The 14,278-nt window shown below is 54.9% G+C and carries 12 protein-coding genes; 2 read left to right on the forward strand and 10 right to left on the reverse strand.

What is annotated here, in order from left to right:
• Positions 1–65: 65 nt before the first annotated feature.
• Positions 66–602 carry a DUF2058 domain-containing protein gene (locus ABO_RS12720; protein WP_011589761.1) on the reverse strand — a complete coding sequence of 179 codons (537 nt, stop codon included), beginning with the start codon at positions 600–602 and terminating at the stop codon, positions 66–68.
• Positions 603–662: 60 nt separating this feature from the next.
• A complete protein-coding gene (locus ABO_RS12725; protein WP_011589762.1) occupies positions 663–1,187 on the reverse strand; it encodes a DUF4262 domain-containing protein in 525 nt (174 codons plus the stop codon).
• A 148-nt stretch (positions 1,188–1,335) separates the two neighbouring features.
• Between ABO_RS12725 and ABO_RS12730 the strand changes: the two genes are divergently transcribed.
• A complete protein-coding gene (locus tag ABO_RS12730) occupies positions 1,336–2,079 on the forward strand; it encodes a TIGR04219 family outer membrane beta-barrel protein (protein ID WP_041705610.1) in 744 nt (247 codons plus the stop codon).
• A gap of 200 nt (positions 2,080–2,279) precedes the next feature.
• On the opposite strand, the gene ABO_RS12735 is transcribed toward ABO_RS12730, so the two are convergent.
• The 8 genes from ABO_RS12735 to thiC form a co-directional block, all read right to left on the reverse strand.
• Positions 2,280–3,170 carry an acyltransferase gene (locus tag ABO_RS12735; RefSeq protein ID WP_011589764.1) on the reverse strand — a complete coding sequence of 297 codons (891 nt, stop codon included), beginning with the start codon at positions 3,168–3,170 and terminating at the stop codon, positions 2,280–2,282.
• Between the two features lie 162 nt (positions 3,171–3,332).
• The gene (gene parC, locus ABO_RS12740; RefSeq protein WP_011589765.1) at positions 3,333–5,570 is read right to left on the reverse strand and encodes a DNA topoisomerase IV subunit A; all 2,238 of its coding nucleotides are present in this window, start codon (positions 5,568–5,570) and stop codon (positions 3,333–3,335) included.
• A 199-nt stretch (positions 5,571–5,769) separates the two neighbouring features.
• Complete coding sequence (gene parE, locus ABO_RS12745) at positions 5,770–7,656, reverse strand: DNA topoisomerase IV subunit B (protein WP_011589766.1); 1,887 nt, start codon at positions 7,654–7,656, stop codon at positions 5,770–5,772.
• 79 nt (positions 7,657–7,735) lie between these two features.
• Positions 7,736–8,326 (reverse strand): YqiA/YcfP family alpha/beta fold hydrolase, encoded by a 591-nt coding sequence (locus tag ABO_RS12750; protein WP_011589767.1) that lies wholly within the window; start codon positions 8,324–8,326, stop codon positions 7,736–7,738.
• Positions 8,327–8,520: 194 nt separating this feature from the next.
• Positions 8,521–9,327, reverse strand: a complete 807-nt coding sequence (gene cpdA, locus ABO_RS12755) for a 3',5'-cyclic-AMP phosphodiesterase (RefSeq protein WP_011589768.1) — start codon at positions 9,325–9,327, stop codon at positions 8,521–8,523.
• A 205-nt stretch (positions 9,328–9,532) separates the two neighbouring features.
• Positions 9,533–9,991, reverse strand: coding sequence for a DUF1249 domain-containing protein (locus ABO_RS12760; protein ID WP_011589769.1), 459 nt, complete (start codon positions 9,989–9,991; stop codon positions 9,533–9,535).
• Complete coding sequence (locus ABO_RS12765; protein WP_035460053.1) at positions 9,988–10,623, reverse strand: NUDIX domain-containing protein; 636 nt, start codon at positions 10,621–10,623, stop codon at positions 9,988–9,990. The genes ABO_RS12760 and ABO_RS12765 overlap by 4 nt, the downstream gene beginning before the upstream one ends.
• A complete protein-coding gene (thiC, locus tag ABO_RS12770; RefSeq protein WP_011589771.1) occupies positions 10,616–12,490 on the reverse strand; it encodes a phosphomethylpyrimidine synthase ThiC in 1,875 nt (624 codons plus the stop codon). Before thiC ends, ABO_RS12765 begins: the two co-directional genes overlap by 8 nt.
• Before the next feature lie 165 nt (positions 12,491–12,655).
• On the opposite strand from thiC, the gene ABO_RS12775 reads away from it, so the two are divergent.
• A complete protein-coding gene (locus ABO_RS12775; RefSeq protein ID WP_011589772.1) occupies positions 12,656–14,101 on the forward strand; it encodes a TolC family outer membrane protein in 1,446 nt (481 codons plus the stop codon).
• Positions 14,102–14,278: the final 177 nt, after the last annotated feature.

The following is a 14,278-nucleotide window of genomic DNA, read 5'->3' on the forward strand; positions in this document are numbered from 1 at the left end:
TTGAAAACGTGAGTGGAGGAATCTGCGGAACCCTGGACTGTCGCTTGTAGCAGGTACAGCACGCCTTACCACATCAAATCGTCAGGGATCGGAAAGTCCTTATAGGGATCATCTTCGTCCACCGTTTCAGTGCCACGCTCATTGAGCAACAACACCGCAGCTTCGTCCCGTTGACGAATCTTTTCCGCTACCACAGTGGGCACCAACTCGAAGCTCTCACCTAAGGCGACAATGGCGATCTGCCCCCGTTCCAATTGCTTCTGCTGGTTACCGGTTACGTAGGCTTTTTTTATCTTCTTGTCCTGCACGAACTGGAAGGCGACCTCTCCATTTCGCTCTAGCCGACTTTGCTCGATCATCTGCTTGATCTGTGCGGCGATTTCTTTCTTTTCACGCTCGGCCTTACGCTGGGCCTCACGCTGGCGGTCTGCCTCGGCCTTTTCCTCGCGCAGGCGGCGGGCACGATCTGCTGGATCTTCCATCTCGATTTCGCCGCGCTTGGCTTTGTTTACATCCTCGCGCTTCTGCTGCTTGGCCTTGCGGGCTTTTTTCTCGTCCGCCAGCCCCGCTTTCATTAATTGCTTCTGCAGTGAGTTCGCCATGATGCTCTCTCTTTCTCCATAAACAGATACCCCCTCTCAGGAAGGGCCGTCCACAGACTATTAACGCTGGCCTAGCGGCGAGGCCGGAGCCTTACCCAGCAACGGCTGAGCACGATGAAAACGCGCATCATAACCGGGCTGCCAAGGGAACACGCCTTTCGGATCTGGCCAGACCATCTGCAACGCCGGATACGGTGCCGGCAGGCTCTGGTAGAACCAGTTAGCGAAACCCAGATATTCCTTGTAGTGCGGAAAAGCCACCGGCAAGAACATCACTTCAAGACCATCGGCAATGTCGTTATACAGGCGGTACGGCTGATAAGGTTTTTTCAGCCCACGAATACGAACCGCCGCGCTATCCAACAATTTGCTGGCCAGTGCGTCTTTCAGGCCGACCACAATCAATTCCGGGTGATTCAGATTGAGAAAGTGCCCCACGCTGAACGTATAACCGGGCAGACCATCACCGCCGGAAACGGCAAAGTGGTGCCAGCCCTTGCGCTGGATATCGGCCAACAGCGTTTTATCTTCAGCATCTTCCGGCTGCGGGTAGCGAAATTTGCCAGGCATTTCATCAAGGAACATAGGGTCATCATCGGTTCAGGCAGCACCTTAAGGCACTAACAAACAATTAACACGGTATGTTCGTAATGATAGCAGACTCCGCATGGACTTGGTGCCACCCTCCACACCTGCAATACTGGAACAAATTCAGAATAATGAGGACTCCTTCATGAAACGTGCCGGCTTACTCCTTACCGCGCTATTGACCACCGCCCCTTTCGCCCATGCAGCCCCCGGCCTGACCATTTATGGGGGTGGCTATACTTGGGACACCGAACTGGAAGGCCATGTAGCGTCTGGAGGATCGGACATCAGTATGCAAGATGAGCTAGGCTTCGATGAGGCGGACCAAAACGTACTTTATTTGGGCGTGGAACATAGCGTACCGCTGGTGCCCAATGTTCGCCTGCGTTATATCGATCTATCCGATAGCGCCAGCAGTATCATCAGCAGAAACATTGAATTCAACGGACAAACGTTTGTTGCCAATACTCGGGTAGCCACTGATTTCGACCTGGAAATGGTAGACGGAACCCTTTATTTCAGTCCTCTCAACAACGCTATTAAGGTCGACCTTGGCCTCACCGTGCGGCGTATGGACGGCGATCTTCAACTCGACGGCCCAACGGAAGAAACCAGCCTGAGCATTAATGAAACCGTCCCCATGCTCCATGGCGGCATCCGAGCGAAGCTGCCCCTATCCGGCCTGTATATGGGAGGGGAAGTAAACGCCATTGCCTATGATGGCAGCAAAATGAATGACTATAACGCTCGGATAGGCTGGCGCTCGGATTATCTGTTAGGGCTGGAGCTGGGGTACAGCCGCATGAATATCGTGCTCGATGACGTGAATGATCTGGATACCGACCTGGATATTGGCGGGCCCTACCTTGCCATTTCACTGAGTTTCTAAACCGTTAGCCGCCCACGCCTGGGGCCTGAGCGGCCCTTGGCGTGCAAGCCGAATGAAACCTAGCATAACCGGACTGACAGCCGGCGTTACCCAAGAGCACGCTAACCTCAAAGACGTAACCCGACATCAGGCGGTAGCGCCGACGCGAAGGCAGGCCGAGGGCTGACACCTACGCCACCTACGGATGGCACCGCTGGCGGTTATTGAGCGTCTTGGAGCTCGCGACGAATCGCATCAATGCGCGCATCTTTTTGCTGCCAGAGTTCGCTCACCCACTGCTGAATTTCTTCACGAAACACTGGATCTTCCTGGTAATCACTACGCCACAGGCGCGGCTCTAACGGGCAGGTTCTCACGTCCACAATGACCCTTCGCACCTTGCCACTGAGCAAATCCCAGAACCCCGGTGTCTCGCCATCCGGGTACACCACCGTCACATCCAGCAGCGCATCCAGGTTATCGCCCAGCGCAGCCAACACAAACGCTACCCCACCCGCCTTTGGTTTGAGCAGATTACGATAAGGGGACTGCTGTGCCGCATGTTTCGCTGGGGTAAACCGGGTGCCTTCCAAGAAATTCACCACGGTCACCGGGATACCCTGGAACTTCTCACAGGCTCGCCGGGTAATCTCCAAATCTTTCCCTTTCAATGCGGGGTTCTTTTTCAGGAACGCTTTGCTGTAGCGTTTCATGAACGGGTAATCCAACGCCCAGAAGGCCAGCCCCAAGAACGGCACCCAGATCAGCTCTTTTTTCAGAAAAAACTTAAAGTACGGTGTTTTGCGATTGAAGGTCTGCACTAGCGCCGGAATATCCACCCAGGATTGATGGTTGCTGACCACCAAGTAAGAAGTATCCTTGCGCAATGCTTCGGCTCCACGAATATCCCAGTGGGTCGGTGTGAGCAGCGTAAAAATTCCCTTACAAATCTCCGCCCAGCTTTCCGCAATCCACATGACCGTAGCTGAACAGGCACGCTTTGTTGCAACACCAGGCAGCACCAGCTTTAAAAGTGCCACCAACAACATCGGGCCAATTAAAATCACTGTGTTGAGAAACAACAGAACAATGGCAAGAATTCCCGTCAGCATGTCGCGAAAACCTCGTTAATACGATTAATCTTTATGCGTTCGCGCTAAATTACCCCGGCGAACCTTTACCATTAAGGGAGCACTCACCACAGCAGCATACCCTGCGCACAGCGAGAAAAGGCCGATCGCATTTCCGACCTTATCCCGTCTACACCCGCACGATCAGCCCTTACGCTCCACGGCCATGGCGTCCACATTCTGGAAACCACGGGGCAGCTTCGCGCCACGGCGCCCCCGCTCACCATAGTAGTGTTCCAGATCATTGGCTTTCAGGGTCAGGTGGCGCTTACCCGCATAGAGGGTCAACGCGTCATTCGGCCCAACTACTTGAACATCCTGTACGAACTCCACCCGATCCGCCACGCGGGCGCCGGGAATCGACATCATCTTGTTGCCCTTACCGCGGACCATTTCCGGCAACTCGCTTACGGGGAATACCAACAACCGGCCTTCGTTTGACACCAGGGCAATCAAATCATCTGTGGTTGAGGCAATCGGTTGTGGCGGCAATACACGCGCGCCTTTAGGCACATTAAGTACCGTCTTACCGGCTTTCTTGTTGGCCAACAAATCCGCATAACGCACCACGAAACCGTAACCTGCATCGGTGCTCATCAGGTACGCGTCCTTGTCTTTACCCATCACTGCTGCCATAAAGCTGGCACCGGAGGGTGGGCTCACTCGGCCAGACAGTGGCTCACCCTGCCCCCGCGCACTGGGTAGAGTATGTGCGGGCAAAGAATAGGTTCGCCCAGTGCTGTCGATAAAGCACACCGACTGGTTAGATTTACCTTTGGCGCAAGCCTTGTACTTATCACCGGCCTTGTAACTCAGCCCTTCCACATCCACTTCATGGCCTTTAGCGGCTCGCACCCAGCCTTTTTCCGAGAGCACTACCGTTATCGGATCGGCACTGAGCAGATCGCTTTCATCCAACGCCTTGGCGTCCTCACGTTCCACCAATGGAGAGCGACGGTCATCGCCATATTTCTCGGCGTCATCCTTCAATTCCTTGGCGACCAGCTTCTTCATTTTCGCCATGGAGCCCAAAGTGGTTTCCAAGTATTCGCGTTCTTCGTTGAGCTCATCTTGCTCACCGCGAATTTTCATTTCTTCCAATTTCGCCAGGTGGCGCAGCTTCAATTCCAGAATTGCTTCTGCCTGGCGATCACTGACACCAAAGCGCTCCATCAATACCGGCTTTGGCGCATCCTCGGTACGGATGATGTGAATCACTTCATCGATATTAAGGAATGCTGCCAGTAAGCCTTCCAAAATGTGCAAACGTTCCAGTACTTTATCGAGGCGGTGTTGCAACCGGCGACGCACCGTCACCATGCGGAACTGCAGCCATTCGTTGAGAATCATGTCCAGGCTTTTCACCTGGGGGCGGCCATCGATGCCGATCATGTTCAGATTAACCCGGTAGTTTTTCTCCAGGTCAGTGCTGGCAAAAAGGTGGCTCATCAACTGTTCCACATCCACCCGATTAGAGCGCGGCGTGATCACCAGTCGGGTGGGGTTTTCGTGGTCGGATTCATCACGCAGATCGCTGACCATGGGCAGCTTTTTCTTGTTCATTTGGTCCGCGATTTGTTCCAGCACCTTGGCGCCAGACACCTGATACGGCAGCGCCGTCACCACAATATCACCCTCTTCACGCTCATACACCGCGCGCTGCTTGAGAGAGCCTTTGCCCTGTGCATACATGCGAATGATGTCGTTGATTGGGGTGATTACTTCTGCTTCGGTAGGGAAGTCCGGGCCCTGAATGTATTGCATCAAATCATCCAGCGAGGCGCCGGGATCTTTCAGCAAATGGATGCAGGCATTGGCTACTTCGCGCAAATTATGCGGTGGAATATCGGTACTCATGCCCACCGCGATACCCGTAGTGCCATTGAGTAACACATTGGGCAAGCGAGCTGGCAACAACTTAGGCTCATCCATGGTGCCATCAAAATTAGGCAGCCACTCCACTGTCCCCTGCCCCAACTCGGACAATAGCACTTCCGCATACGGTGCCAATTTGGACTCGGTATAACGCATGGCAGCAAAAGATTTTGGATCGTCTGCGCTGCCCCAATTACCCTGGCCATCCACCAGCGGATAGCGATAACTGAACGGCTGGGCCATCAACACCATGGCTTCGTAACAGGCCGAATCACCATGGGGGTGATACTTACCCAATACATCACCCACGGTACGGGCCGATTTTTTGTATTTGGCCGTATTTTTAAGACCCAGCTCGCTCATAGCGTAAACAATGCGCCGCTGCACCGGCTTCAGACCATCGCCAATATTGGGCAAAGCCCGATCTAGAATCACGTACATGGAGTAATCCAGATACGCTTTTTCGGTGTATTCCTTTAACGGAAAACTTTCAAATTCGTCAGCCATTTTTGCTCGCTATACTCGCTGGCCTGCACGCTAATAGCGTCACGCAACACATTTTCTGCATTGCCTTTCTGCAATCAACGCAGCACGTCAGCTGCTCTATTTTTAAGTTCGAACCCATTTAAAAGCCAGCACAACCATCATGCTTACATCTTTCAGCACATGCAGCCTTAGAGCGCGGTGGCGTGTCGCGTGTCAGCGTCTATATCTCTGCCAGGTTGCCTTTTTCTTCCAGCCAAACCTTGCGATCAGAAGCCCGTTTTTTGCTTAGCAGCATGTCCATCAGCTGGTGAGTGCCGTCGTCGGTGGACACATCCAAGCGCACCAGGCGGCGGGTATCGCGGGCCATGGTGGTTTCGCGCAATTGCAACGGGTTCATTTCACCCAGCCCTTTAAAGCGGGTTACGTTGACCTTGCCGCGTTTTTTCTCCGCCTTGATGCGATCCAGCACGCCATCACGCTCTTGCTTGTCCAGGGCGTAATAGACTTCTTTGCCCACATCGATGCGATACAACGGCGGCATCGCCACAAATACATGGCCCTGTTTCACCAATGCGGGGAAATGACGCAGAAACAGCGCGCAGATCAGCGTGGCAATGTGCAAACCATCAGAGTCCGCATCCGCAAGGATACACACCTTGCCGTAACGCAGGCTGCTGAGATCATCACTGCCCGGCTCGATGCCAAGCGCCACCGCGATATCGTGAATTTCCTGGCTACCCAAGACCTCGTTGGAATCCACTTCCCAGGTATTCATGATCTTGCCTCGCAGCGGCATAATCGCCTGATAAACCCGATCTCGGGCCTGCTTGGCACTGCCGCCCGCCGAATCCCCTTCCACCAGGAAAATCTCACTCTGGGAAGGGTCATCACTGGTGCAATCTGCCAGTTTGCCGGGCAAAGCCGGGCCACTGGTGACTTTTTTTCGGGTGACTTTTTTGGCGGCCCGTAGTCGCTTCTGGGCATTATTGATGCACAGATCCGCCAGCTTCTCGGCCTCATCGGTATGTTGGTTCAGCCACAGAGAGAAGGCGTCTTTTACCACCCCGGAAACAAACGCCGCGGTCTGACGGGAGCTCAACCGTTCTTTGGTTTGCCCGGCGAATTGCGGGTCCTGCATTTTCACGCTAAGCACGAAGGCCGCCCGGTCCCAAATATCTTCCGGCGTCAGCTTGACTCCCCGGGGCAACAAATTTCTAAATTCACAGAACTCGCGCATGGCCTCCAACAGGCCGGAACGCAGCCCGTTTACATGGGTGCCGCCCTGGGCCGTGGGGATCAGGTTTACATAGGCTTCCTGAACCAGTTCGCCGCCTTCAGGTAGCCAGGTGACAGCCCAATCCACCGCTTCTGTTTCCGCGCTCATGGCACCGTTAAACGGCTCCGCAGGAACCCGTTCCCACCCGGTACTGGACTCCAGTAGATATTCAATCAAGCCATCATCAAACTGCCAGGCATCGCTCTCACCGGTTTGCTGATTATCCAGCGTCACCAACAAGCCGGGGCAGAGAACCGCCTTAGCCCTCAGCAAATGTTTGAGACGGCTCACCGATATTTTCGGCGAGTCGAAATACTGACTGTCTGGCCAGAAGCGCAAGATGGTGCCGGTATTGCGCTTACCAACCGTATCGATTACTTCCAGATCACTGCGTTTCTCGCCATCACCGAATTCCATACGGTGCAGTTGGCCATCGCGCTTGACCAGAATTTCCAGCTTAGTGGACAAGGCGTTAACCACCGACACACCTACGCCGTGCAGACCGCCACTAAACTGGTAGTTGTTATTGGAGAACTTACCCCCGGAGTGCAGGGTGGACAGAATCACTTCCACGCCGGGCTTTTTCTGTACCGGATGCATATCCACGGGCATGCCGCGACCATCATCCTCCACTTCCACGCCGCCATCTTTGAATAGGGTGACTTTGATCGATTTGGCGTGGCCTGCCAGCGCTTCATCCACCGAGTTATCGATCACTTCCTGGGCAAGGTGGTTGGGGCGCGAAGTATCGGTGTACATGCCCGGGCGCTTACGCACCGGGTCCAAGCCCGACAACACTTCAATATTTTCGGACGTATAGTTATTGGTCATAGATTTTCCAGCAGCACCTCACGCAGTGCGCCAGAGGCGAGACATGCTCTACCGCATGTCCCGCCCCTAGCGTCGGGCATCAGGCGTGTATTTCAATCCCACAAAACCGCAGCATCAGCGGAATGAAGGCGTCAAAGTTATCAAAGCCGTGACTGCCACCCAAGCCACAATAACGGTGACAGTCGCCGTAATAGTCCCAGCCATCTTCCCAGTCCAGGGTTTCGTCACCCGTCTGGGTCAGCAACAATAGATTTTCCGGCTGGGTGAGCTCTGCTACCTCATAGCGGCGCAACTGCTCCAGCCAAGCCGGATCGAACTGATAGGCTTCGCCAGTATGGTAGTTATGCTGGATACCTGTGTATTTGTCCAGTAGTCGCCACGGCCTTACCGCAGGATTTACGATTGCAGCCTTCAAACCATGGTGCTCCGCCAGCCAGGTGGCGTAGAAGCCGCCCAACGACGATCCCACTAGGGCCACCGGGCCAGCCCCAGCAATGGCTGCATCCAATTCCGCCATGGCTAGCACTGGCGAAGGCGGCAATGCGGGCACGACCAACCGTTCCGGGCAGCCCGCTTGCTCAAACACTGATCGCAACAACCCGGCTTTATGGGATGCTGGTGAGCTATTGAAACCGTGGATATAAATAAGAGACGTTTCGGGGACCGGCATAATCTTTCCTGATGACTGCACTATCCGGAAGTGTGCCGGGATGGGGAAGAGTTGCAAGTTCAAAGTTAAAAAGCACGAGCGTGATCCTCAAGAGTATCTCTTGAGTGCCCGTTGTTCAGATTATCCCTGCAACGCGAAGAGATGACCGATAAATGGTCTGCCCTAACCCCACGTTTCAACTTCCAACGTTAAACTCAATACCCTTTGATGGTGAAATCTACCTCGAAGGGAATGCCCTCCACCCGGCTCACCGCCGTGTCGATCTGGCCATTCGGATGCAAGTCCAGCCAACGGTAACCGGGGCTGGCATCATCCACTGCGAAGTCTTCACTTTTGGGTTTGAACTGCACACAGGTGCTAGGCACCGCCATCATCCGCACGCCGTTGCGGTGCTTATCATATTCTTGGTGCACATGCCCCCAGATAATGGCACGCACTCGCTCATGGCGATCAATGACTTGGAAAAATTTGTCGGCACTGCCCACCACCTGAGCATCCAACCAAGTACACTCCATCGGTACCGGGTGATGATGCAGACATACCATCAGATGGTCTCCGGTGGCGTCACGCAAAGCACTATCGAGGAATGACAGATCCCCGTCGAATAACTCACCTGGGACCTCACCAGGAATGGTGGAGTCGAGCATGACGATGGTCCAATTACCCACGTTAAGCACACAGGGGCTCATTTTTTCGCGGTGGGCACCCAGCGCCTGCAACATGGGAGCGGGCTTATCGTGATTCCCTTCCAGCCAGTAAACGGGCACATCAAAACCCGACAAAGTGCGATCTAAGCGTTGGTAGGATTCGTAGGAAGCATCCTGAGACAGGTCCCCGGTGGCCAGAATCAGATCCGGATTGGGTTGCTCCTTGCGGATTAGTTCCAGCACCTTGTCCAGGCTGAATTGGGTATTTAAGCCCAGCAGCTTACCTTCCGGATCGGCAAACAAATGGCAGTCTGACAACTGCACAACGCGAAGGGGTTGCAACTGCTGCGTCAAGATCCCCGCTCCCTTAACTATTTATATAATGTCTTTTGCCTGTTCCTCCCTGTACTCCCCAGCACCGCGGAACAGCTCTGCTTGACACTTATAACCAAGATGATGGCACTTTTCTAGGACACATGTCCAAGAGCAGGAATTGGTTACCAATTCTCCACATAGCGTGACACGAAAGGTTGTTTATTGACTAAAAGCATGCAAGCAATCAGCCACCGGTGACTTGTTGTCGCCAAGCTTGACCACTGTCGCGGCCATGATCGTGTAGGTGACGCAACCATTCTGCCAAAAAGCGGTTCCACTGCACTTTCTCGTCCCGCTGGTGCATGTTCCGATTGGGGTAGGCATAACGGGCATTTACCCGCCGAAAAGGTCGAGCTTCGGTAACTTCTGCTAGGCGCGCATCATGGTACATGCGCACGGTAAGGCGGGACGCCGGCAGCGTAGCCAGCAGCTCCTGATCCTCCAGGCGCACCGTAGTGGTATAGGGGGAACGCTCCAACACGCTCATCTGCAAAGTATGGGAATGGTGATCATGGCCCACTTCCACAGCCATGCTGTCACGCTCCCCCAACGCTTTCATCAAGGGCAACAGCCGCGCATAGTTTTCCTCGCACTGAGTCATCAGCGCACGGAAATCCAGCTGGTAGCGATCGCGGCGACTCACTTACCTCCCCAACCCGCATCCAACCGGGCACGATTCAACAGCAACCATTGCAGGGCAATCAGCGAGGCCGCGTTATCTACCTGGCCACCATTCAATAACGCAGGAATGTCATCAGCACTCATTGTCACGGCACGAATGTCTTCACCTTCGTCTGGACAACCAAAAATACCACCCGCACCAGCCAAGTCCGCATGGCCCACAAACAACTGCAAGCGCTCATTGGTACCACCCGGGCTGGGCATGTAAGCGGCAATCGGTTCCAGGGTGCCCAAGGTCAGCCCCGCCTCTTCCACCGCTTCGCGACGAATCAGGTCGGCAGCGCTCTCGCCATCCTTGTCTGCAATGCCCGCGATCAACTCCAGGCACCAAGGGGTATCTCGCCACTCCAGCGCGCCGACTCGAAACTGCTCCACCAGCAAAATCTCGCCACGCACCGGGTCATAGGGCAACACGGCCGCTGCCGGTGGGCGCACAAACAATTCCCGGCGGACAGGCTCGCCCCAGCCCCCGTTATAGTGCTTGTGGCGCAGGGTCAGGGTATCCACCCGGAAAAAGCCTTGGAACGGGGTCTCCCGCGCCAACACTTCCACGTCCTGAGGGCCAAATGGCGGTGTTAACGAATGATTACTCATGGGCCTCATGATATAGCGCGGAGCCCTGCTCTCGAAACTCCTTAGATTTTTCTTCCATGCCCGCTTCAGCCTGAGCCACCTGGGCGGTGCCGTCACCATAGATCTCGCGGACTTCTTGGCTGATCTTCATGGAACAGAACTTGGGCCCGCACATGGAACAGAAATGCGCCACCTTGTGGGCCTGCTTTGGCAGAGTCTCATCGTGATACTCGCGGGCACGATCCGGATCCAGCCCCAGGTTGAACTGGTCTTCCCAGCGGAACTCAAAGCGGGCCTTGGACAGCGCATTATCGCGCAACTGGGCTCCCGGGTGACCCTTCGCCAAATCCGCCGCATGGGCTGCAATCTTGTAGGCGATGATGCCTTCTTTCACGTCTTCACGGTTCGGCAGCCCTAGGTGCTCCTTGGGCGTCACGTAGCACAGCATGGCAGTGCCATACCAACCGATCATGGCCGCGCCAATGGCACTGGAAATGTGGTCATAACCCGGAGAAATATCAATGGTCAGCGGGCCAAGGGTGTAAAACGGCGCTTCCCCGCAGTGCTTCAGCTGCTCGTCCATGTTGGCTTTGATCATGTGCATGGGCACATGGCCCGGCCCTTCGATCATCACCTGCACATCATGCTTCCAGGCAATTTTGGTCAGCTCGCCCAAAGTGCGCAGTTCGCTGAATTGGGCTTCATCGTTGGCATCTGCCAAAGAACCCGGACGCAAACCATCACCCAGGCTGAAGGTCACGTCGTAGGCCTTCATGATTTCGCAGATATCTTCGAAATGGGTGTAGAGGAAGCTTTCTTCATGGTGCGCCAGGCACCACTTAGCCATAATCGAACCACCCCGAGAGACGATACCGGTAACGCGATTAGCGGTCATCGGCACATAACGCAGCAGCACACCCGCGTGAATGGTGAAGTAGCTCACCCCCTGCTCCGCCTGCTCGATTAAGGTGTCGCGGAAAATTTCCCACGTCAGGTCTTCGGCTACGCCGTTAACCTTTTCTAACGCCTGATAGATCGGCACCGTACCGATGGGCACCGGCGAGTTACGCAGAATCCACTCGCGGGTTTCGTGAATGTTGTCACCGGTGGACAGGTCCATCACCGTGTCGCCGCCCCAACGGGTGGCCCAGGTCATCTTCGACACCTCTTCCTCGATGGAGGACGTCACCGCCGAGTTGCCGATATTGGCGTTGATCTTGGTGAGAAAGTTGCGGCCGATAATCATCGGCTCAATTTCCGGATGGTTGATATTCACCGGAATCACTGCTCGACCACGGGCCACTTCATCACGGACGAATTCCGGCGTAATTTCCGCCGGAATCGCCGCACCAAAACTCTGGCCGGGATGCTGGTTCACAGGCAGGCCCGCTTCGCGATGTTCACGCAAGCGCTGATTCTCGCGGATGGCGATATATTCCATCTCCGGGGTGATGATCCCCTGGCGCGCGTAGTGCATCTGGGTAACATTCTTGCCCGCACGGGCACGACGAGGAATGCGAGTGTGCTCAAAGCGTAGCCCTGCCTTGGCAACATCATTGGCTCGCTTGCGACCATACTCACTGGTCAACCCGGCCAGCTGTTCGGTGTCATCACGCTCAGCAATCCAGGCATCCCGAATTGGGTTCAGCCCTTTACGGATGTCGATATAGGTATCTGGGTCGGTATAAGGACCAGAGGTATCATAAACCGACAGCGGTGGGTTATCCTCGAACTTTCCGTCCGCCAAAGGGGTCGGATGCTGCTGGATTTCCCGCATGGGCACACGAATATCCGGGCGCGACCCCGTGACATAGATTTTTCGTGAACCGGCGATAGGCTGACAAGATTCGTCAATGGCGTTGGCGATGGGGCGCTGATCGTCTGGCACGTCGGCCTCCAGAGGCTAAAATAAAGGAAATTCAGGAATTGCGACACTATACGTCAGCGCCCAGCAGCCAAACAACCGCGGAACTGGCCCAAACAGGCAGTGTTAATTTTCTGTACTTGCCAGTACCATAATGACCAACCAGACATACAATAAGAGTGCACCAGAATGAAGCGTAGTCCGGCAACGTCCCTAGTTCTTCTTCTTACCTCACTGGCCAGCGCCGTACAGGCCGCTGATCTCACTCAAGTCGCTAACGCCGCCTGGAGTTACGATGGTACCTGGCGCTCTGCCCGGATGAACTGGAATGCCGACCAAGAGCTGATGGTACAAGGCCGTGCCGCCCTGTTCCCGAACATCTCCGCCAGCTACGGACGTTACGACAACGACCGTGAAATCGAAGACGCTCCTCCTCTCGCACCCGACGAGCAAAATTACGGCAGCGAAGTCAGCACCTTCACTCTAACGCAGCCCCTGTTCCGTGTTGATGCCTGGTATGGCTATAAAGAAGCACAGTCCAGCACCGATATCGCGCAGGCTAACTTCGAACAAGCTCGCCAAGACTTTGTGCTGCGCGTCGCCCAAGGCTACTTCGGTGTACTGCGTGCCTGGGATACCTGGGTATCGGCAAAAGCTGAAGAGAAGGCCATCGGTCGCCAATTGGAACAGACCCAAGAGCGGTTTGATGTGGGCCTAGTACCGGCCACCGACGTGGAGGAAGCGCAAGCAACCTACGACCTGACCCAGGTCAACCTGATTGTCGCCCGCCAGCAATACGAGATTGCCCGTGACCAGCTGGAAACACTCACCGGCCAAAAATGGGCAACCCTGCTAGAGCTGCGCAATGAACTGCCCATGGAGGGCCCGCAGCCTACGGACATGAACGACTGGATTGAAAAAGCCAAAGCACAAAATCCACAAGTGCTGGCCGCGCTCTACAATACCGAGCTAACCGAAAACACGGCCAAACGTCAGCTGGGCACCATGCTGCCTCAGGTTCAACTAGTGGGACAATATCAGCATTCCCACCTCTCTCCAGACAGTTCATCGTCAACCGGCAGCTTAAGCAGCAGCTCACTCTACAGCAGCAGCTCACTCTACGATACTGAAACCAAACAGATCGGCATTGAAGTTAGCATGCCTCTGTTCCAGGGGGGCGGCCTGAACAGCCGCCGCAAAGAAGCCTACCTGCGAGCAGATGCGGCAGATTACCAATACGATCAAGCCGTACGCGATATCGTCCAACAGACCCGTAGCGCTTACCGCACCGTGGAAGCGGACGCCCTGCGCATCAAGGCTCGCCAGCAGGCTATCCGCTCCACTCGCTCTGCTCTGGATGCTACCCAGTCCGGTTATGAAGTGGGCACCCGTAATGTGGTCGACGTGCTCAATGCTCAGCGCGCCCTGTTCGCCGCCGAACGTGATTACGCCAATGCCCGCTACGACTACATCATCAACTCGTTGACCCTGAAATCCACCACCGGAGACCTGCAGCAGGGAGACCTCGCTGCGGTGAATAACTGGCTGGCACCAGAACAACCCCTAGACCTTTACAACCCGGATCTGGACGGTAAGAGTGAAAAAATGGTCCCGGAGAATTCGTCCATCGATTGACGCTAACCACCTGAGGCAAACACCGCGCCAGAGATTGCCGTCAACAGGATCGTAAAATATAAAAAAACCGCTAGCCGTTACCGGACAGCGGTTTTTTTATATTTACTTGCGAGAAAAATCCGACGGTTGATGTTCAGCCCTTCACACTAAAAATTCATGCGCAGGTACACAACCTAA

This window comes from Alcanivorax borkumensis SK2 (assembly GCF_000009365.1).
Taxonomy (GTDB): Bacteria; Pseudomonadota; Gammaproteobacteria; order Pseudomonadales; family Alcanivoracaceae; genus Alcanivorax; species Alcanivorax borkumensis.

Excerpts from the sequence above, each read along its gene's own strand:
- ABO_RS12725 (WP_011589762.1), bottom strand. The coding sequence starts at position 1,187 with ATGTTCCTTGATGAAATGCCTGGCAAATTTCGCTACCCGCAGCCGGAA.
- ABO_RS12720 (WP_011589761.1), bottom strand. The coding sequence starts at position 602 with ATGGCGAACTCACTGCAGAAGCAATTAATGAAAGCGGGGCTGGCGGAC.
- parC (WP_011589765.1), bottom strand. The coding sequence starts at position 5,570 with ATGGCTGACGAATTTGAAAGTTTTCCGTTAAAGGAATACACCGAAAAA.
- parE (WP_011589766.1), bottom strand. The coding sequence starts at position 7,656 with ATGACCAATAACTATACGTCCGAAAATATTGAAGTGTTGTCGGGCTTG.
- ABO_RS12775 (WP_011589772.1), top strand. The coding sequence starts at position 12,656 with ATGAAGCGTAGTCCGGCAACGTCCCTAGTTCTTCTTCTTACCTCACTG.
- ABO_RS12765 (WP_035460053.1), bottom strand. The coding sequence starts at position 10,623 with ATGAGTAATCATTCGTTAACACCGCCATTTGGCCCTCAGGACGTGGAA.
- ABO_RS12750 (WP_011589767.1), bottom strand. The coding sequence starts at position 8,326 with ATGCCGGTCCCCGAAACGTCTCTTATTTATATCCACGGTTTCAATAGC.
- ABO_RS12730 (WP_041705610.1), top strand. The coding sequence starts at position 1,336 with ATGAAACGTGCCGGCTTACTCCTTACCGCGCTATTGACCACCGCCCCT.
- ABO_RS12735 (WP_011589764.1), bottom strand. The coding sequence starts at position 3,170 with ATGCTGACGGGAATTCTTGCCATTGTTCTGTTGTTTCTCAACACAGTG.